This window comes from Streptomyces sp. NPDC053432 (assembly GCF_055585365.1).
Genome location: NZ_JBVJKF010000013.1, coordinates 24,336 through 43,634, shown reverse-complemented (window position 1 = coordinate 43,634; position 19,299 = coordinate 24,336). Strand labels below are relative to the sequence as shown.

The following is a 19,299-nucleotide window of genomic DNA, read 5'->3' as shown; positions in this document are numbered from 1 at the left end:
GTCAGCGGCGCGCGGGGGTCCGGGTGCAGAGCGGGGTGCGGACCGGGGCCCGGTTCCGGGCCGGCGGGCACCTCCCGGAGGTGCCCGGGGGAGGCCGCGGAGCCGGCCGCACCCCGCTCCGCCGCAGCGGACGCGGCGCCCACCAGTTCCAGCGGCCGGCCAGGCGCATCAGCGCCGGTACGAGGACGCCGCGGACGAGCGTGGCGTCGAGGAGGACGCCCAGCGCCGCGCCGAGGCCGAAGAACTGGAGGAGGGAGACCCGGGAGGTGCCGAAGCCCAGCAGGGTGAAGGCGAGCAGGGCGCCTGCGGTGGTGACGATCCCGCCCGTACGGGCGATGCCCGAGACGATCGCCCGGGCGTCGTCCTGCCCGGCGTCGTGGGCCTCCTTGATGCGGGCGAGGACGAACACCTCGTAATCGACCGACAGTCCGAACACGATGCAGAACAGCAGAACCGGCATGGTCGTGCTGAGGGGGCCGGGCGTGAAGCCGAGCAGCCCGTTCAGATGCCCGGTCTGGAAGACCCACACCATGGCGCCGAGAACCGCCGTGAGGCTCAGCGCGTTCAGCGCGATGGCCTTGAGGGGCAGGAGCAGACTGCGGGTGAATCCGAGCAGCAGCACGAACGTGGTCAGCGTGATCACGGAGAGCGCCAGCGGCAGCCGGTCGCCCACCGTGGCCTTGGCGTCGACCAGTACGGCGCTCGGGCCGCCGACCAGCACCTCGGTGCCCGCCGGGGCCGGAGCCCCGCGGACCTCGCGCACGAGCCGCTGAGCGGCCTGCGACCGGGGGTCGGCCAGCGGGACCACGGAGAGGCGGGCCGGACCCTCGCCGACGGGACCCGTGACCTGCGCGACCTGCGGCAGCGCGGCCAGCCGGCGGGCGTACTCCGCCCGCGCCCGCGGGGACGCCGTCCCCGTCATGACGACGGTCAGCGCGCCCGGCCCCTTCAGGTCGAACTCCTCCCGCACCAGGTCCCCCGTACGTCGGCTCGACGCGCTCGGCGGCAGCGCCCGGTCGTCCGGGGTGGCGAAACCGGCGTGCGCGAACGGTCCGGCCAGCAGCGCCAGCAGACCGATCACCGGCAGCGCCGCGGCCATCGGGCGGCGTACGACGGTCCGCGCCAGCCCCTCCCAGAAACGGGAGTGCGAGCCCGACCGCGCCCGGCGGCGCCACGGCACGGGCCAGGCGTTCACCCGCTTGCCGAGCAGGGTGAGCAGGGCCGGCAGGACGGTCACGGCGCTCACGGCCGCGATCGCCACCACGGCGATGCCCGCGTAGGCGAAGGAGCGCAGGAAGTACGGAGGGAACACCAGCAGCGTCGCGAGCGCGGCCGACACCGTGGCGGCACTGAAGAGGATCGTGTGGCCGGCGGTGCGCACGGTGCGGACGGCGGCGTTGCGCGGCCGGTACCCGGCGGCCAGCTCCTCGCGGAACCTGGAGACGATCAGCAGCCCGTAGTCGATGCCGAGCCCCAGGCCGAGGGCGGTGGTGAGGTTCAGCGCGAACACCGACACGTCGGTGACGGCGGCGAGGACGCTCAGCACCAGCAGGGTCCCGGCGATGGCGAGGACCCCGATCAGCAGGGGCAGCGCGGCGGCCACCACACTGCCGAACACCAGCACGAGCAGGACCAGGGTGCCCGGCAGGACCACGGACTCGGCGCGCTTCAGGTCGGACTCCGCGACGTCCTGGAGCTCGGCGTCGACCAGGGCGGAACCGCCCACGTGCACGTCCAGGCCGGCCGTCGGGGCCCCCGGGGCGCGGGCCGGGCCGGCGGCCGGGGTGCTCAGCTCCTCGCGCAGGCGCCCGACCCGCTCGGCGAGCCGCTGCCCGTCGCCGTCCACATGCGCGACGATCATGGCCGAGTGGCCGTCCCGGCTGCGCAGCGCCGCCGGGTCGCCTCCCGACCAGTACGAGCTCACCGCGCTCACGTGCGGCCGGGCGGCCAGCCGCCGCACCAGGGCCTCGCCCGCGCGCCGCGCCTCCGGATCGTCCACGTAACCGCCGCGCGTCCGTGCGACGACGACCAGGTTGGGGGAAGCCCCCAGGTGCTCGGCCGCCACCCGGGCGGCCCGGCTGGACTCGGAGCGCGGATCGTCGTAACCCTGCGTCTTGAGCCGGCCCGCCGACGAGGCGCCGAACACGGCGGACAGCACCAGGAAGACGAGCGCGGCGAAGAGGACGAACCGGGGGCGGCGGGTCACGAAGACCCCTGCACGGGGGTACATGCTGCCTCCGATCCGGTCCCGGTCTCGCTGGTGTCCGGTCCTGCCGCGGTGTGCGGAAGGCCGGATTCCACCGTGCCCGGGGGAGGAACGGAGCCGTAGCCCCGGCAATTCGTCACTTGACAGGAGCCGCCCGCCGGTGTCCGCGTCGTCCACAGGCCGGGGCGGAAGGGACGGGTGTGTCGGCGTGTGCCGCTAGGCTTCTCGGATGGCCCTTCCGGACGCGTCCCCCGAGATCTCCGATGCTCTGCGTGTGCTCCACCGCGTCTTCGGATACGACTCCTTCCGCGGCGAGCAGCAGGAGATCATCGAGCAGGTGATCGGTGGCGGCGACGCCCTCGTGCTCATGCCGACCGGCGGCGGCAAGTCGCTGTGCTACCAGATCCCGGCGCTCGTCAGAGAGGGCACGGGCGTCGTGGTCTCGCCGCTCATCGCGCTGATGCAGGACCAGGTGGACGCGCTCACCGCCCTCGGCGTACGCGCCGGATTCCTCAACTCGACGCAGGACCCGTACGAGCGGCAGGCCGTCGAGCAGGCCTTCCTCGCCGACGAGCTGGACCTGCTCTACCTGGCGCCCGAGCGGCTGCGCACGGAGGGCACCCAGCGGCTGCTCGACCGGGGCAAGGTGGCGCTCTTCGCCATCGACGAGGCGCACTGCGTGGCCCAGTGGGGCCACGACTTCCGGCCCGACTACCTCGCGCTGTCCATGCTGCACGAGCGCTGGCCGAAGGTGCCGAGGATCGCGCTGACCGCGACGGCCACCGAGGCCACGCACGCCGAGATCGCGTCGCGGCTCGGCCTGGAGGACGCCCGGCACTTCGTCGCCAGCTTCGACCGGCCGAACATCCAGTACCGCATCGTCCCGAAGAACAACCCGCTGAAGCAGCTCCTGGAGCTGATCCGGACCGAGCACGACGGGGACGCCGGAGTCGTCTACTGCCTCTCGCGCTCCTCGGTGGAGAAGACGGCGGCCTTCCTGGTCGAGCAGGGCATCGACGCCGTGCCGTACCACGCCGGAATGGACGCCCGCGCCCGCGCCGCGAACCAGTCGCGCTTCCTCCGCGAGGACGGGGTCGTGGTCGTGGCCACGATCGCCTTCGGCATGGGCATCGACAAGCCGGACGTGCGCTTCGTGGCCCACCTGGACCTGCCGAAGTCGGTCGAGGGCTACTACCAGGAGACCGGCCGCGCGGGCCGCGACGGCGAGCCGGCCACGGCATGGCTGGCGTACGGCCTCCAGGACGTGGTCCAGCAGCGCAAGATGATCGACGGCTCCGAGGGCAACGAGGCGCACCGCCGGTCGCTGGCCATGCACCTGGACGCCATGCTCGCCCTGTGCGAGACGGTCGCCTGCCGCCGGGAGCGGCTGCTGGAGTACTTCGGACAACTCGGCGGGCCCTGCGGGAACTGCGACACCTGCCTCACGCCGGCCGAGTCCTGGGACGGCACGGTCGCCGCCCAGAAGCTGCTGTCCACGGTGTGGCGGCTGGCGAAGGAGCGGCGCCAGAAGTTCGGCGCGGGCCAGATCATCGACATCCTGCAGGGCAAGAAGACGGCCAAGGTCATCCAGTTCGACCACGACGCGCTGTCGGTGTTCGGGGTCGGGGCGGACCTGAGCACCGCGGAGTGGCGCGGGGTCGTGCGCCAGCTGCTGGCGCTGCGGCTGCTGGCGGTGGAGGGCGACTACGGCACGCTCGTCCTCACCGACGACAGCGGCGAGGTGCTGGGCGGGCGCCGCCAGGTCACCATGCGCAAGGAGACGGCGGCGGCCGCCACCGCCCGCAAGGAAGCCGGGTCCCGCAAGGGGAAGGGCTCCCGCGTACCGGCGGACCTGCCGGCGGCGGCGGTACCGGTCTTCGAGGCCCTGCGCGCCTGGCGGGCCGCGACGGCGAAGGAACAGGGCGTGCCGGCGTACGTCGTCTTCCACGACGCGACGCTGCGGGAGATCGCCACGCGGGTGCCGGGCACGGTGGAGGAGCTGGGCACCATCGGCGGGGTCGGCGAGGCGAAGCTCGCGAAGTACGCCGAAGGCGTGCTGGACACGCTGGCCGAGGCCCACGCCACGGTCCCGTCGCCGGGCGGTCCGCCGGCGGCGGAGTCCGTGCCGACGCATGCCTCCCCGCCCGTCGCCCCGCACGAGGAGGAGGAGGAGCCGCCGCCGTTCGACGACGAGGACCCGCCGTGGGACGACTGGGAGTGAGCCGCTGCGCGGGGCCCGGCCCCAGCCCCGGCTGCCGGCCGCCCGACTAGCCGGCCAGCAGCCGGGTGCGGAACAGGCCCAGCACCTGGTCCAGCGCCGCCCGGGTCGGTTCCCCGGGGGCGTCGATCAGGTGCTCGGTCAGCACGGAGTGCGGGGGCAGCACGGCCTCCGGGTTGGCCGCGCCGTCCTCCAGTTCCACCGCGACGAAGGCCTCGCCGAGCTCGCGCCGCAGGTACGCGAACCGGTCCCCGGGGACGAACTTGTCGCCCTTGAACCGCAGCCCCAGAACCTGCAGCCCCTCGCGCTCGCACCGCCCCCGTACGACGGCCATCTCCTCCGGGCTGATGTCGATCCCCCGCGACCGGCTCGCCGAGACGGGCACCGGCAGCGAGGGCTGCGACAGCACCGGGGCGACCAGCCGGGGGTCGGTGGCCATGGCCAGGGCGAAGCCCCCGGTCAGGCACATCCCCACGGCGCCGACGCCCGGGCCGCCGCACCGCTCGTGCTCGTGTGCCGCCAGCGCCCGCAGCCAGTCCACGACCCCGGAGCTGCGGCCCGTCGCCAGCAGCGTGAACTCCCGGCTGACGCACACCTTGAGGACCGACGAGAGCCCGTACCGGGCGGCGCTCAGCCGGCCGTGCGCCTCGGGACGGGGATCGCGGCCGGGCTCGCCGAACAGCACCGGGAGCACGGCCGTGCAGCCGATCGAGGCGACCCGGTCGGCGAACTCCAGCACCTTCGGCGTGATGCCCGGTATCTCGGCCATCACGATCACGGCGGGTCCGGTACCGCGCCGCAGGATCCGGCGTTCGGTGCCCCCGTACGTGAACGTGCTCTTCTCGTAGCCGGACAGGTCGTGGTCCGTCATGAGTCTCCTCGCCCCCTGCGCGCTCCGGATCGTGCCGGGAGATCTTCGCCGGCCCGGGGGGAGTCTGGCACGCGAGCGGGCGTGCCCGGGGGCGCGGGCGGAGACTGGGGGCATGCGGGTGGATTCGCGTGCCATCGAGCTCGGCGGCCTGACCAAGACGTACGGGCCGGTCGTCGGTGTCGAGGCGCTGAGCCTGACCGTGGACGAGGGCGAGGTGTTCGGGTTCCTCGGACCCAACGGAGCGGGCAAGACGACCACCCTGCGCTGTCTGACCGGGCTGCTGCGGCCCACGGCGGGGCGGGTCAGGGTGCTCGGCCTGGACCCCGTACGCGACCACCGCCGGCTCGCCGAGGCGCTCGGCTACCTCCCCGGCGAGCTGCGGCTCTACCCGGAACTCACGGGCGCGCAGACCCTGGACCTGCTGTGCTCCCTCCAGGGCGTGCCCGCCCCGAGCCGCGGCGCGCTGTGCGAGCGGCTGGGGCTGACCGGACCCGTCCTGCGCCGCACCGTGGGCGGGTACTCGCGCGGCATGAAGCAGAAGCTGGGGCTCGTCCAGGCGCTCCAGCACGATCCCCGGCTGGTCGTGCTCGACGAGCCGACGGAGGGGCTGGACCCCCTGGTCCAGGAGACGTTCTTCGAGCTGATGGCGGAGGCGGCCGCCGCCGGGAGGACGGTGCTGCTGTCGAGCCACGTGCTGCCCGAGGTGCAGCGGGCCTGCGGGCGCGTGGCCATCGTCCGCGAGGGGCGGCTGGTGACGGTGGAGAGCGTCGCGTCCCTCCGCGAGGCCCGGGCCCGGCGGATCCGCCTGGACTTCGGGGACGCGAAGGGCACACGGCCCCTGGGGCGGGCCGACCGGTGGGCGCCGCGGTGGGAGGGAGACCGGGTCGAGCTGCTCGTACCCCCGGCCGAGGTGGTGCGGGCCCTGCGGAGCCTGCTCGCCATGGGCGTGGCCGATGTGACGGTCGAGGAGGCGGGGCTGGACGAGGCCTTCCTCGACCTCTACCGCAACGGCAACGGCAACGGCAACGGTGCCGACGCCGGCGCCGGCACCGCGCAGGAGGGGCCGTGAGGACCCGGTGGCCGCTGCTGTGGCTGGCGCTGCACCGGCGGCGGAGGATGCTGATCGCCCTCGTGGTGGGCATGGTCGTCTTCGAGACGCTCATCGTGGTGGTGGCCGACACGATCGCCCCGGCGCAGCTGTTCGCGGCGGGCGGCAGGCAACCCCCCTCGGCGTTCCGGGCGTTCAGCGGATCCGGCGGAGACGTGTCGATCGCCAGCTACCCCGGGCTGCTCGGGGCCGGACTGGTGCACCCGTTCTGGATCGCCATGCAGCTGACCGCGATCGGATCGCTGGCCGCCGCCGCGGTGGCCGCGGACGTGGAGTCCGGGACCGTCGAACTGGTCATGGTGCGCCCGGTGAGCCGCGACCGGCTGCTGACCGAACGGGCGGCGGCGCTCGGCATCGCCGTCCTCGCCCTGAACGCGGCGGCCACGGCCGCGGTGGCGGCGGGGGTGTGGCTGTCGCCGGGCATCCACCGGGCCGTGCCCGTGAGCGGGGTCCTCGCCGCCGGGGTGATGGGATGCGGCTTCGCGTTCTGCGTGGCCGGCCCGGCGCTGGCCGTATCGGCCGCGGGCAGTCGGCGGGGTCAGGTGGTGGGGGCGACGATCGCCCTGGGGGCGGTCGGCTTCGCCCTGAACTTCATCGCCCTGGCCTGGTCCAGCGCGGCGCCGCTGAGTTTCGTCAGCCCGTTCCACTACTACACGCCGGGTGACGCGCTGGCCCGGGGCCAGGTGCTGTGGCCGCAGCTGGGCGTCCTCGTCGGAGTCGGCGTATTGGGGCTGGCGTCGGCGTACGCACTGCTGAGACGGCGGGACCTCGCGCCGTAGCCGTAGCCGTAGCCGTAGCCGCAGCCGCGGGCCCGCCCGCCGGGGGAGGCGCGCGCCGTGGGGTACGGCGCCTCCCCGGCGCCCCTGCGGTCAGGCCTCGTCACCCGGGGTGTACGAGCTGAACGGGGCCCAGCCCTTGACGGCGAAGCCGCCGCCGGCCCGGGCCACTTCGACGGCGCCGTGACCGCCGAAGTGCGCCGGGACCAGCAACCCGCCCCGGTCGGCGGCCCTGCCGAGCAGCCGGCGCCGTGCGGCCCGCGCCTGCCGGGGGTCTTCGCAGAAGCAGCTGTTCGCGTCCGGTTCCAGGATCTGCACCGGGCTGTGCAGCAGGTCCCCCACGAACACCGCCCGGTCCGTGCCGGAGGCGAGCTCGACCACGGACGAGCCGGGGGTGTGCCCGGCGGCCAGCTCCAGCCGCAGGTTCGCGTCGATCCGGTGGCTGTCGCCCTCCCACAGCAGGGTTCGGCCCGCCGCGTGGACGGGGGCGACGCTGTCCTCGAAGGCGGGGACGTTCCCGTCGCCGAGGACGGAAGCGTGACCGTTGGCGGGATTCCAGAAGTCGAAGTCGTCGCGGTGGATCAGGTAGGTGGCGTTCGGGAAGGTGGGCACCCAGTCGTCGCCGTCGAGACGGGTGTTCCAGCCCACGTGGTCCCCGTGCAGATGGGTGTTGACGACGAGGTCGACGTCCTCGGGCCGCACCCCGGCCCGGGCCAGGCCGTCCAGGAAGCGGGTCTCCTGCCGGTCCCAGGGCATGCCGGGGCGCGGCTTGTGGTTGCCGCCGCCGGTGTCGACGAGGATGGTGCGGCCCTCGCTGCGCAGCACCCAGGTCTGCAGCGCCGCCTGGGCGACGGGCGGCTCGCCGTCGGCGAACTCCGGTTCGAGCCAGGAGGATTCCTGCTTCCAGACGTCCGTGCTGCTGTCGGGGATGAAGTCGTGGGGGCTGAGGCCGAGGGGTCCGTAGTACTCGCGGACCCGGCTGACGACGACCTCGCCCAGTTCGATGGTGTCCATGGCCCCCACACTCGGCCGCCGCGCCGGGTGCAGCCACACCCTGCGCTGCCTATCCCTGGCAGGGAGCGGCTGGTGGACGGTCTCCCCCGGATACTGGGTCCATGGACGGACAGAGCTCTCTCGGCGCGTTCCTGCAGGCCCGCCGCTCCCGGCTGCGGCCCCAGGACATCGGCCTCGACACGTACGGGGAGAGGCGCCGCGTGCAGGGCCTGCGCCGTGAGGAACTGGCCCTGCTCGCCGGGGTCAGCGCCTCGTACTACGCCCGCCTGGAGCAGGGCCACGCGCACAACGCGTCACCGGAGGTGCTGGACGCGATCGCCCACGCCCTGAGGCTGGAGGAGGTCGAGCGCCGGCACCTGCACGACCTGGCGGGCGCCGCCGTACGGCGCCGTACGGCCCGCCGCCCGCCGGTGGAGCGGATCGCCCCGGCGACGCGCGCCCTGCTGGACTCCATGCCCGACGTGCCGGCCGTCGTCACGGGCCGGCGGACCGACGTACTGGCCTGGAACCCGCTGGGTCACGCCCTGTTCGCCGGCCACCTCGACCCGCTCGCACCGGACCGGCCGGCGGACCGCCCCAACAACGCCTCGCTCATGTTCCTCGACGCCCACACCCGGGACCTGTACGCCACCTGGGAGGACAAGGCACGGGCCGTCGTGGCCGGCCTGCGCTACGCGGCGGGCCGACACCCGGACGACGCGGCCCTCGTCGCCCTCGTCGGCGAACTCAGCATGCGCAGCGACGAGTTCGCGACGATGTGGGCCGACCACCGGGTGCGGCCCTGCACCATCGCCGAACACCGGCTGCGGCACCCGCTGGTGGGCACGCTCACGGTCACCCAGCAGGCGCTGACGATCTCCGAGGACCAGACGCTGGTCGTGGCGACCGCCCCGGCGGGCTCGGCCGCACACACGGCCCTGCGGCTGCTGGCGCAGGCCACGAGACCGGACCCGGCCCCGCCGACGGCACTCCGGGAGGAGGGCGCGGGAGCCTTCCCGCGGCCCGTTCCGCCGTACGCGGCCCACCCGCGGGAGAGGATGGGGGCATGAACCCCTCGCCCGAGCCCTACCGGCTCCTCGCCGGCGCCGACACCTCGCCGGTCGTCCTGCACGTGCCGCACTCCTCACGCGTCATACCGGAGCCGGTCCGCGCCGGCATCGTGCTGGACGACCGGGCGCTCGAGCGGGAGCTGGACCACATCACGGACTCCCACACCGCCGACATCGCCGCCGCGGCCGCCGCCCGTTCGGCCGTCACGCCGTGGCAGTTCGTCAACGGGCTGTCCCGGCTCGTCGTCGACCCCGAGCGGTTCCCCGACGAGCGCGAGGAGATGCTGGCCGTCGGCATGGGCGCGGTGTACACGCGCACCACGCACAAGGAGCGCCTGCGCCCGGACGGCTTCGACGGCGGGCCGCTGGTCGAACGCTGGTTCCACCCGTACGCGGAGGCCATGACGCGGGCCGTGCAGGACCGGCTGGAGGCGGTCGGGCGGGCCGTGGTCATCGACGTGCACTCCTACCCCACGGAGCCGCTCCCGTACGAGCTGCACGGCGACGGCGTCCGCCCGCCGGTCTGCCTGGGCACCGACCCCTTCCACACCCCGCCGGGCCTCCTCGCCGCGGCCGAGAAGGCCTTCGCGGGCTTCGGCGGCACCGGGCTCGACAGCCCCTTCGCCGGCACCTACGTGCCGCTGGCGCACTACGGCCGGGACGACCGGGTCAGTGCGCTGATGATCGAGATCCGCCGCGACGTCTACATGTCCGAACCGGGCGGACCCGCCGGCCCCGGCCTCGGCGCCCTGGCGGCCGCACTCGCCGAACTCGTGGACGCCGCCGCGCGGTTGCCCTGAGACATGGGCTGCCGGGTCCCGGCCGCCCCGCGCACGGGCCGGCCGGGACACCGGGCTCAGGCGAGGTCGAACCGGTCCAGGTTCATCACCTTGACCCACGCCGCCACGAAATCACGCACGAACCTCGCCCCGGCGTCCGCGGACGCGTACACCTCCGACAGCGCCCGGAGCTCGGAGTGCGAACCGAAGACGAGGTCGACCGCGGTGGCGGTCCACCGGACCTCGCCCGTGGCGCGGTCCCGCCCCTCGAAGACGTTCTCGTCCGCGGCCGACACCTTCCACTCCGTACCCATGTCCAGCAGGTTGACGAAGAAGTCGTTGGTCAGCGTCTCCGGCCGGTCGGTGAACACACCGTGCGGGGACTGCCCGAAACCGGCGTTCAGGGCCCGCATGCCGCCGATGAGGACCGTCATCTCGGGCGCGGTCAGCGTCAGCAGGCTGGCGCGGTCCAGCAGGAGGGTCTCGGGTGACAGCTTCTCGCCCGCCCGGAGGTAGTTGCGGAACCCGTCCGCCCGCGGCTCCAGCACGGCGAACGACTCCACGTCGGTCTGCTCCTGCGAGGCGTCCGTACGCCCCGGGGCGAACGGCACCGTGAGCTCGTGCCCGGCGCTCCTCGCCGCCCGCTCGACGGCCGCCGACCCGGCCAGGACGATCAGGTCGGCGAGCGAGACCTTCGCCCCGTTCTGCGTGTTGAAGTCCTGCTGGATCCCTTCGAGGGTCCGCAGCGCCTCGGTGACCTCGGGCAGGGCGTTGACCTCCCAGTCCTTCTGCGGCGCGAGCCGGATCCGCGCCCCGTTGGCCCCGCCCCGGTTGTCGGTGCCGCGGAAGCTCGCCGCAGAGGACCAGGCGGTGGCGACCAGCTGGGAGACGGACAGCCCCGACTCCAGCACCCGGTCCTTGAGCTCGGCGATCTCCTGGTCCCCGACCAGGGCGTGGTCGACCGCGGGGACGGGGTCCTGCCACAGCTGCGGCTCGGCGACCCACGGGCCGAGGTAGCGCGAGAGCGGGCCCATGTCACGGTGCAGCAGCTTGTACCAGGCCTTGGCGAACGCGTCCGCGAGCCGCTCCGGGTTCTCGTGGAAGCCCTTCGCGATCGGCCCGTAGACCGGATCCAGCTTCAGCGAGAGGTCCGTCGTCAGCATCATCGGAGCGTGCCGCTTCGACGGATCGTGCGCATCGGGCACCGTGCCCTGTGCCGAGGCGTCGGTGGGGGTCCACTGGTGCGCGCCCGCCGGGCTCGTCGTCAGCTCCCAGTCGTACCGGAAGAGGTTGTCCAGGTAGCCGTTGTCCCACTTCGTCGGCTCGGTGGTCCAGGCGCCCTCCAGCCCGCTGGTGATCGTGTGGACGCCCACGCCGCTGCCCTGGCTGTTCTTCCAGCCCAGGCCCTGCTGCTCGATGGGGCAGGCCTCGGGCTCCGGGCCGACGTACTCGGGGGAGACCGCGCCGTGGCACTTGCCGAAGGTGTGGCCCCCGACGATGAGCGCGACCGTCTCCTCGTCGTTCATCGCCATCCGCCCGAACGTCTCGCGGATGTCCCGGGCCGCGGCGATCGGGTCCGGGTTCCCGTTGGGGCCCTCCGGATTGACGTAGATCAGGCCCATCTGCACGGCGCCGAAGGGCCCGGTGAGCTCCCTGTCGCCGGTGTAGCGCTCATCGCCGAGCCAGGTGTCCTCCGGCCCCCAGAAGATCTCCTCGGCCTCCCAGATGTCCGGGCGCCCGAAGCCGAAGCCGAAGGTCTTGAACCCCATCGACTCCATGGCGCAGTTACCGGCGAAAACGAGAAGATCCGCCCATGAGATCTTCTGCCCGTACTTCTGCTTGACGGGCCACAGCAGACGGCGCGCCTTGTCGAGGCTCGCATTGTCCGGCCAGCTGTTCAGCGGTGCGAAACGCTGGGCGCCGGAGCCGCCGCCGCCGCGGCCGTCGGCGATCCGGTACGTTCCCGCGGCGTGCCAGCTCATCCGGATGAACAGCGGCCCGTAATGGCCGTAATCGGCGGGCCACCAGTCCTGTGAATCCGTCATCAGCGCGATGACGTCCCGCTTCAGGGCTTCGACGTCCAGGGTCGCGAATTCCTTGGCATAGTCGAATTCCTCGCCCAGTGGATTGGACCGGGGCGACTGCTGGTGGAGGACCTGGAGGTCCAGCTGGTTCGGCCACCAGTCCCGGTTCGACCTCGGGGGAGTCGGGGTGGGGGTCGGGGAGGGGATTGCGGGGTTCTCGCTCTCGCTGCCGGACACGTCCGTCCTTCTTCCTGTCGCGCTGTTCCATCTGCTGGCTCGGCGTCCGTATGGTCGCGCACAGCGGACCTCACCGCCACGAGAACACGCAGGGCTTCGCGTCCGGCAATCAGCCGAAGTCCATCCGAGTGATGCGGGGAAAATCGGATGGTCTTCCCAACATAATTCCGGCGGCTTTGCGTGAGCCCGAAAAGGTGAACAGGAAAGGGCACTACGGCCCGGCCGGATCAGAGTCCGGCGACCTTCGAGCTCGCAGCCAGCTCGTACACGAGAGTGACCGTGCGGCGCCCTCCGGGAGGCAGGGAGACGTCCCAGCGGACGATGCCGTCGGCGTCGACCGCTTCGGGAGCCGGGGAACAGGCGTCCTTCCGGAGGCGCACCTCCACCGCCGAGACCTCGGAGACCGGGATCCGCTCCCGGAGGACGACCACCCGCTCCCCGCGCTCCCCGGGAGCGGAGAACCGGGACAGGTGCAGCGTGACCGTACGGGTGACCACGGTCCGCTGCATGATCCCGGAGGTGTCGCGGGACTCCTCGGTGCGCCGGACCACTCCGTGGTCGTCGCAGCTGCCGAACGCCAGCTCCACGGGCGCGCCCGGCGCGGTGAAGTCCAGCGTGCCCCGGCCGCTGAACCCGCTGCCGCGGACCAGGTCCACGGGCCCGGCGAGCAGCGCGTGCCCGGACAGGTTGTCGAACCGCACCACCTGGGTGACCAGCGGCGACAGCTCGGGCGAGCAGGCGTACTCGCTGCTCGCGGGTGCGGTGGAGACCGAGAGCGGCACCCGGTGGGCGCGGCCGTCCGCGGGCACGGAGACCGGCACGGGTGAGCTCAGCACCCGCGCCTCGCCGCCGTCGTCCACGCCCGGCAGGCCGACCACGGGGGCCGGGCCGAGGTCCCCGATCTCCTCCTCGCGCAGCTCGACGTCGACCGTGCGGCGCTCCGCCGCGGAGCGGTCCTTGAGGGTCAGGACGTCCTCGCGGAGCCGCGGCGGATCGCCGGCCGGCGCCGACCGTGCGGTCGACAGCGTCAGCCGTACGTCGGACCAGTCCTCACCGGTGCGCTGCCAGACCACCGCGTCGGTCTCCAGCGTCAGCGCGTCCCCGTCCAGCACGGCCCGGTAGGAAGGCCGCCACAGCGCGCACGGGGTCAGGTGGCCCAGGCGCAGCCCGACCGGGCCGGCCGCCGCGGTCTCCACGGTCAGCTCGACATGGCCGACCAGCTCGGCCGGCTCCTCCCCGCCGAGCTGCAGGGCCCGCCGGATCTCCCCGAGCTCGGCGGCCAGCGCGGCCAGCCGGGCCTCCACGACGCGCAGCCGCTCCCCGTGGGTGTCGCGCTCCCCGTCGACCCGGTCCAGCTCGCCGGACCAGCGGGAGCGTTCGGCCTCCCCGGCGCCGGCGCCCTCGCCGATCTCGCGCAGCAGGTCCGTTGCGAGCCGGCCCAGCAGGTCCAGGCGGGTGAGCAGCCGGTCGCGCTGCCGCTCCAGGGCCGTCCGCTCCTCCTTGAGCGCGTGGACGCGCCGGCTCAGGGCGGAGTCGTCCTCGGCGGACGGCCGCGGCCCGCGCGGCGTCCACGTGCGGACGATCCGTACGTCGAGCACGGTCGCCGGGTGTTCGGCGGTCAGCTCGGCGTGCAGCGTCCGGTCGACGGCCAGCGCACTGACCGGCCCCAGACGCAGCCGCTGGACGCCCGCCTCCAGATCGAGCACGGTGCTGCGCTCGACATGGGCACGGTCCTCGAGGCACGTGACGGCGGTGACGGGAAGGGGGATCGGCTTCGGGACCGTGGACATGGCGGTGGTCAGCTCCTGCGGTTGCCGCCGACCAGGGCCTTGCCGGTCGGGATGCGGATCTCGTAGCCGCCGTCGAGGGCGGCGGTGGTGCCGGCGGGAAGGTCGAGGCGCCAGACGCGGGTGCCCGGGGCATGCTGCTCGGGCCCCTCGCCCTCCACGGGCTTCGTCCAGTCGGCCCGTTCCTCGATCCGGACGTCCGGCTCGGAGGTGACGGGCACCCGCTCGCGGACCTCGACGGTGACGGGCCCCGCGAGCCGGTTGGCCAGCTCGACGTGGACGCGGTGGTCGAGCACGGTGGTGTTGCCCCGCAGGCCCGAGGTCGACTCGGTCAGGTTCGTGCGGCGGGTGACCCGGATGCCCTCGGCCGGCCCGAGCCCGACCCGGCGCACACCGCCGGGTGCGAGCGTGGGCAGCGCGGCGGTCAGCAGGAACCCGTCGTCGACGACGACCTCCACCGGCCCGGCCAGCAGCGCCTGGTCGGTGGCGTTGGAGAGCACCAGCGTCGCGTACACCGTCTCCTCCACGGACGGCACGCAGAGGTACTCGGTGCGCAGGCCGACCGGGACCTCGCCGACGGTGACGGTGTGCCAGGTGCCGTCCGACGGGACGTCAGCGCGGGCGGCGGCGTCGAAGCGGTGGTCGAAGGAACCGGCCGACTCGCGGGGCCGCACCGCCCGCCCGGGCAGCGGCAGCGAGGCCACCGACTCGGCCCGGCGGCGGTACTCGTCGGCCACCGGGTCGGAGGCCGGGCCGGGGAACAGCCGGCCCCGGCGGGCGCCCGGCTCCTCGGGGCCCGACAGGACGAGCGCGGCGTAGTCCAGCTCGGCGCCGCTGGGCCGCGGCGGACCGGACACCGGGGCCGGGTCCGGAGCGGACGGCGGCGCGGCCATGCCGGCGGCGGCGGGGGTGGCAGGGGCGGCAGGTGCTGCGGGCGCGGGCGGCGCGGGCGGCGCCATCCGGGCCGGGGACCCGGCGAATCCCCCGCCCCCGCCACGTGGCCTGCCGGCCGGGCGAGGGGCGGGTGCAGCGGCGAATCCGGGCATCGTGCCGCCGACGGCCCCCGGGACCGGGGCGGCGACGGGCGCGGCACCGTAGGCCTGCGGGACCGGCGCCGACGCCGGGACGGGCACGGGCACGGGCACGGGCGGTGGCGGGGGAGGCGGTGGCGGAACGGCCGGAGCGGCCGCCCCGGGCCGGCGCCCGGCGGCCTCGTAGGCGGTGAACAGGTCGGCGAGCCCCGCGGGAGGTTCGCGCCAGCCGGAGGGCGCGGGGGCGGGCTGGCGGCGCCCGATCCGGATCGACCGGAGCCTCGGCAGGTCCGTGCGGCGCCGCAGGTCGGCGGTGGCCAGGGCGAGGCGGACGCCGGTCCAGTCCTCGCCGGTCCGCTGGGCGACCGAGGCCCGCAGCACCAGGCGTCCGGTGCCGTCGCCCTGACGGTGGGTGAGACGGTAGGCCGGCACCCACACGGCGCCCGGAACGCCGTACTCCACCTCGACCTCCACCTCGGAGTCGCAGGTGCCGTCGAAGGTCAGGACCGCGCAGACCGTGGTCTCCACGTGCGCGGCCGGTGCGTCGGTGGACGCGCGGGAGAGCCGGTCGGTGGCGACGGAGAGCTCGTGCCCGAGGTCGAGCAGGGCCTCCTCCAGCTCGGCGAGGCGGCCGTGCAGCGCCTCCAGCCGTTCGTCGACGAAGTCGGCGAACTCCAGCCACGTCTCCACCGGAGTGCGCCGGTGCGGGTCCTCGGGTTCGCGGGCGGGCGGGACCGGGTGGAGGTTCGTGATCTCCTCGATCCGGCTCAACTGCCGGTCCCTGCGCCCCTGCGCAGCCGCGTGTGCGTCGCGCAGCCGCTCGACCTCGCGCCGCAGCGCGTCCGGCGTGTCCGTACCGAGCGGCTCGGCCTCCACCTCCACCCGGGCCTCGGTGACGCGCACCCCGGGGGCGCCCAGGACACGGGCCCGCAGCGAGCCCGGGTCCAGCGAGCGGGGCAGTCCCGTCACCCGCACCCGGCCGCCGCGGGGTACGGTGCCCCGGGCCAGGCGGCGGCAGAGCGCGCCCTGCGCGTACACCACGACCGAATCGAGGGTCGCCCCCCACCTCTGCTCTGCATCTGCAGCCATGTGCTCCGCCCCCACCGCGTTCGTGCCGACCGAAGCCTACGCCCGAACGGGTGGGGGCAGGGCACTAACTCCCGGCGGGGGCGGCGGGGGTGAGCAGGACGAAGTCGGCGTTGGACGGGTCGAGGCTGACGGCCAGCCGGCCGACGCCCTCGGCGTCCGCGGGCCCCATCTGCACGCTGCCGCCGTTCTCCCTGACCCTGGCGAGCGCGGCGTCGCAGTCGGTGACGTGGAACACGGGGTGCCAGTACGGCCGTCCGTTCGCCAGGGAGAGGTGCTCCGCGGGCAGTTCCAGCAGGCCGCCCTGCATGCGCTCCTGGGGGAGTCCGGCCGGGGTGATGAGGGTGTACGTGCCCTCGCCGCCCGGCATCGGCATGTCGCTGAACTGCCAGCCGAGGACGCCGCCGTAGAACTCCCGCGCGCCCGCGGCATCGCTCGTGTAGAGCTCCGTCCAGGACAGTGAGCCGGGCTCGTCCACCAGCTCGACGCCGCTGTCCTTCCCGGGCTGCCACACGGCGAACTGGCCTCCCGCGGGGTCGTCGTACTGCGCCATCCGGCCCCATTCGCCGAGGTCTCGCGGCGCCACCCGCACCTTCCCGCCGGCGCGCTCGACGAGCCGGGTCGTGGCGTCCGCGTCGGTGACGCTGTAGTAGATCATCCAGGCCGGGCGGGCGCCCTCCTCGGTGAGTTTGCCGAGCCCGGCGACGAGCTTGCCGTCCTTGCGGAACATCCCGCCCTCCATGTCCCCGCCCTCCCCGTCCTCTCCCTCGCCCATGGGCTCGTACTCCCAGCCGAGGACGGCGCCGTAGAAGGCGGCGGCGGCACGGACGTCGGGAGCGCCGAGGTCGAGCCAGCATGGGGATCCGGGGACGAAGTCGGTGGTGATCATGGCTCTTGCCTTTCGGGATCGACTACGACCCCAGCCTGGCACCGGACCCCGCCGCCCGCCCGTCGGCCGACGGGGGTGACCGGCCCGCCGTCAGTCGGCCGGCTTGCCGGGCTGCTCGTGGGTGGAGCAGTGGATGCCGCCGCCGCCCGAGGCGATGGTGTCGATCCTGACCTGCACGACGTCCCGCTTCGGGAAGTGCTCCTGGAGGATCCCGCGGGCCCGGTCGTCGGCCTTCGCGTCACCGAAGCGGGGCATGAACACCGAGCCGTTGGCGACGTAGAAGTTGGCGTAGGTCGACACGAAGTCGTCGCCGTGGCCCGTGATCCTGTCCGGGTCGGGCTGCGGCAGGTCGACGATCTGCAGGCGGCGCCCGCGGGCGTCGGTCGCCTTGGACAGGACGGACCTCGCCTGGTCGGAGGAGCGGGACCAGGAATCGGGGGGCGAGCCCGGGAAGGCCTTGTCCAGGAGGACGACGCCCGGCGCCGCGAACCGTACGAGGCTGTCGACGTGCGCGTCGGTGATGTCCTCGCCGCGCACGCCGGCCAGCCAGATCACCTTCTGGACGCCGAGGGTTCGCCCCAGTTCGGCCTCGATCCGGTCCCGGCTCTTGCCGGGGTTGCGGTTGTCGTTGACGATCGAGCTCTCCGTGACCAGGAGGGTGCCCTCGCCGTCCGTCTCGAAGGAGCCGCCTTCGGCGACCAGCGGCGCCTGGACGCGCGGGATCCTGTACTTCTCCAGCAGCTTGCGGCCGACCTGTGCGTCGTTCGTGTGCTCCTGCTTGTCGCCCCAGCCGTTGAAGTTGAAGTCGACCCCGGCGAGCTTGCCGCCGTCCTCGATGAACACCGGGACGGTGTCACGGGCCCAGAGGTCGTCGACCTCCATGGGGATGACCTCGACGCCGGAGCCGCACGCCTTCCGGGCCGCGGCCTGCTGATCGGGCCGGGCCATCATCACGACGTACTCGTACTGCGCGATCGCGCGCGCCACACGGGCGATGTCCTCGCGCACGTAGGGCAGGTCCTGGTCCCATACGGAGGCCAGCGCCGGCCAGGACATGAAGGTACGCGTGTGGCTCTCCCACTCGGCGCCCATGTGCCGGGGTCCGGTCGGCGCGGGGGCCTGGCCGGACGGGGTGGCCCCGGTGCCGGGCCGTCCGGATTCACCCGGGCCGCACGCCGAGGCGCCGAGGGCGAACACTCCGAGGCCGGCGAACGTGCGGAGGGCCGCACGGCGGGAGGCTGAGAACGCGGTCACGGTTGACTCCGATCGTGAACTGGCGGGACGAAGTTAGCCGTGGATGCCGGGCATCGCGGGGACGCGTGGCGCAGGGGCGTCGATCAGGGCCTGCTCGGAGCACGGTGCGCCGGCATCCCCGTACGTGCGGTGGTCCGCCAGGGCGGGTGGGCCGCCATACCGACACTCTCTCATTGACTGAATTTTCAGTCAATTTCAGGTGAGTGCCGGGGGCGGGTCGGGTGCGTGGCGGCCGGTCAGGCGCCGCCCGGCCTGCGCAGGTGCCCCAGTTCCACCTCGACGGCGTCGAGCATGAGCTCGCGGGCGTGCGCCACCTGCAGGACGCCGCTGAGCCAGCGCATGCTGAGCCCTTCCAGCAGCGCCGTCAGCCGTTCCGCGGAGGACGTGAGGGCGGGGGCGGGCGTCAGCGGCAGCGTGCACGCGAGGAGGTAGGCGACCTCCTGGACCCAGGTCAGGGAGGCCTTGGCCAAGTCCTCCCGCAGCTCGGGGTCGAAGATCGCGCTGGCGCGCAGTTCGCCCCACGCCGTGCTGTTCTCGCGCACCGCGGCCTCGTCCTGGAACTCGAGCAGGAGCGACTGCTCCAAGGCCTCGCGGGGATCCTCCGGGAACGGGTCCGCGGCGTCCTGGCTGCCCGTGTAGCGTTCCGCGCGGTCGTTGATGAATTCCAGGGTGCGGCGCAGGATGCCGGCCCGGTCCTTGAAGTGGTAGTAGACGAGCGCCGTGGACACCCCGGCTTCGGCCGCGAGTTCCTCCACCCGCAGCCCGCGGACCCCCCGCCGGGCTATGAGCCGGGCAGCCGCTTCCAAGATCGCCGTTCTGCGGTCCGTCACTGCCTGATCCCCTCCTCGCCGTCTCGGTAACCATCCTCGCACATTGACTGAATCTTCAGTTAGCGGCACGATGCGGGGGCAGTCGGCTCCGCGCTGCTCGGTGCCGGTCGTGGCCGGGGGGCAACAGGGGCGGGCCGCGT

The 19,299-nt window shown here is 73.9% G+C and carries 14 protein-coding genes; 5 read left to right on the top strand and 9 right to left on the bottom strand.

What is annotated here, in order from left to right:
- Position 1: 1 nt before the first annotated feature.
- A complete protein-coding gene (locus ACZ6Y1_RS21960) occupies positions 2-2,230 on the bottom strand; it encodes an MMPL family transporter (protein WP_469632168.1) in 2,229 nt (742 codons plus the stop codon).
- Between the two features lie 205 nt (positions 2,231-2,435).
- On the opposite strand from ACZ6Y1_RS21960, the gene recQ reads away from it, so the two are divergent.
- Positions 2,436-4,427, top strand: a complete 1,992-nt coding sequence (gene recQ, locus ACZ6Y1_RS21955; protein WP_469632165.1) for a DNA helicase RecQ — start codon at positions 2,436-2,438, stop codon at positions 4,425-4,427.
- Positions 4,428-4,473: 46 nt separating this feature from the next.
- On the opposite strand, the gene ACZ6Y1_RS21950 is transcribed toward recQ, so the two are convergent.
- Positions 4,474-5,295, bottom strand: a complete 822-nt coding sequence (locus tag ACZ6Y1_RS21950) for a dienelactone hydrolase family protein (RefSeq protein WP_469632162.1) — start codon at positions 5,293-5,295, stop codon at positions 4,474-4,476.
- 112 nt (positions 5,296-5,407) lie between these two features.
- Between ACZ6Y1_RS21950 and ACZ6Y1_RS21945 the strand changes: the two genes are divergently transcribed.
- Both ACZ6Y1_RS21945 and ACZ6Y1_RS21940 read left to right on the top strand, forming a co-directional pair.
- Positions 5,408-6,364: an ABC transporter ATP-binding protein gene (locus ACZ6Y1_RS21945; RefSeq protein WP_469632160.1), complete on the top strand. Its 957-nt coding sequence runs from the start codon at positions 5,408-5,410 to the stop codon at positions 6,362-6,364.
- Positions 6,361-7,182 (top strand): hypothetical protein, encoded by an 822-nt coding sequence (locus ACZ6Y1_RS21940; RefSeq protein WP_469632157.1) that lies wholly within the window; start codon positions 6,361-6,363, stop codon positions 7,180-7,182. The genes ACZ6Y1_RS21945 and ACZ6Y1_RS21940 overlap by 4 nt, the downstream gene beginning before the upstream one ends.
- 90 nt (positions 7,183-7,272) lie before the next feature.
- On the opposite strand, the gene ACZ6Y1_RS21935 is transcribed toward ACZ6Y1_RS21940, so the two are convergent.
- Positions 7,273-8,193 (bottom strand): MBL fold metallo-hydrolase, encoded by a 921-nt coding sequence (locus ACZ6Y1_RS21935; RefSeq protein WP_469632154.1) that lies wholly within the window; start codon positions 8,191-8,193, stop codon positions 7,273-7,275.
- A 101-nt stretch (positions 8,194-8,294) separates the two neighbouring features.
- Here ACZ6Y1_RS21935 and ACZ6Y1_RS21930 point away from each other — a divergent pair, with 101 nt between their 5' ends.
- Both ACZ6Y1_RS21930 and ACZ6Y1_RS21925 read left to right on the top strand, forming a co-directional pair.
- Positions 8,295-9,242 carry a helix-turn-helix domain-containing protein gene (locus ACZ6Y1_RS21930; protein ID WP_469632152.1) on the top strand — a complete coding sequence of 316 codons (948 nt, stop codon included), beginning with the start codon at positions 8,295-8,297 and terminating at the stop codon, positions 9,240-9,242.
- Positions 9,239-10,042, top strand: coding sequence for an N-formylglutamate amidohydrolase (locus ACZ6Y1_RS21925; RefSeq protein WP_469632149.1), 804 nt, complete (start codon positions 9,239-9,241; stop codon positions 10,040-10,042). Before ACZ6Y1_RS21930 ends, ACZ6Y1_RS21925 begins: the two co-directional genes overlap by 4 nt.
- Before the next feature lie 56 nt (positions 10,043-10,098).
- On the opposite strand, the gene katG is transcribed toward ACZ6Y1_RS21925, so the two are convergent.
- The 6 genes from katG to ACZ6Y1_RS21895 all read right to left on the bottom strand — a co-directional run bounded on the left by katG (position 10,099) and on the right by ACZ6Y1_RS21895 (position 19,159).
- Entirely contained in the window at positions 10,099-12,282 is a 2,184-nt protein-coding gene (katG, locus tag ACZ6Y1_RS21920) for a catalase/peroxidase HPI (RefSeq protein WP_469632146.1), read from the bottom strand.
- A 227-nt stretch (positions 12,283-12,509) separates the two neighbouring features.
- Positions 12,510-14,072, bottom strand: coding sequence for a DUF4139 domain-containing protein (locus ACZ6Y1_RS21915; RefSeq protein ID WP_469632143.1), 1,563 nt, complete (start codon positions 14,070-14,072; stop codon positions 12,510-12,512).
- A gap of 8 nt (positions 14,073-14,080) precedes the next feature.
- The gene (locus ACZ6Y1_RS21910) at positions 14,081-16,189 is read right to left on the bottom strand and encodes a DUF4139 domain-containing protein (RefSeq protein WP_469632141.1); all 2,109 of its coding nucleotides are present in this window, start codon (positions 16,187-16,189) and stop codon (positions 14,081-14,083) included.
- 64 nt (positions 16,190-16,253) lie between these two features.
- On the bottom strand, positions 16,254-17,075 hold the full coding sequence (locus ACZ6Y1_RS21905) for a VOC family protein (RefSeq protein WP_469632137.1): 822 nt from the start codon (positions 17,073-17,075) through the stop codon (positions 16,254-16,256).
- Positions 17,076-17,165: 90 nt separating this feature from the next.
- Entirely contained in the window at positions 17,166-18,329 is a 1,164-nt protein-coding gene (locus tag ACZ6Y1_RS21900) for an agmatine deiminase family protein (protein WP_469632134.1), read from the bottom strand.
- Between the two features lie 236 nt (positions 18,330-18,565).
- On the bottom strand, positions 18,566-19,159 hold the full coding sequence (locus tag ACZ6Y1_RS21895) for a TetR/AcrR family transcriptional regulator (RefSeq protein ID WP_469632131.1): 594 nt from the start codon (positions 19,157-19,159) through the stop codon (positions 18,566-18,568).
- Positions 19,160-19,299: the final 140 nt, after the last annotated feature.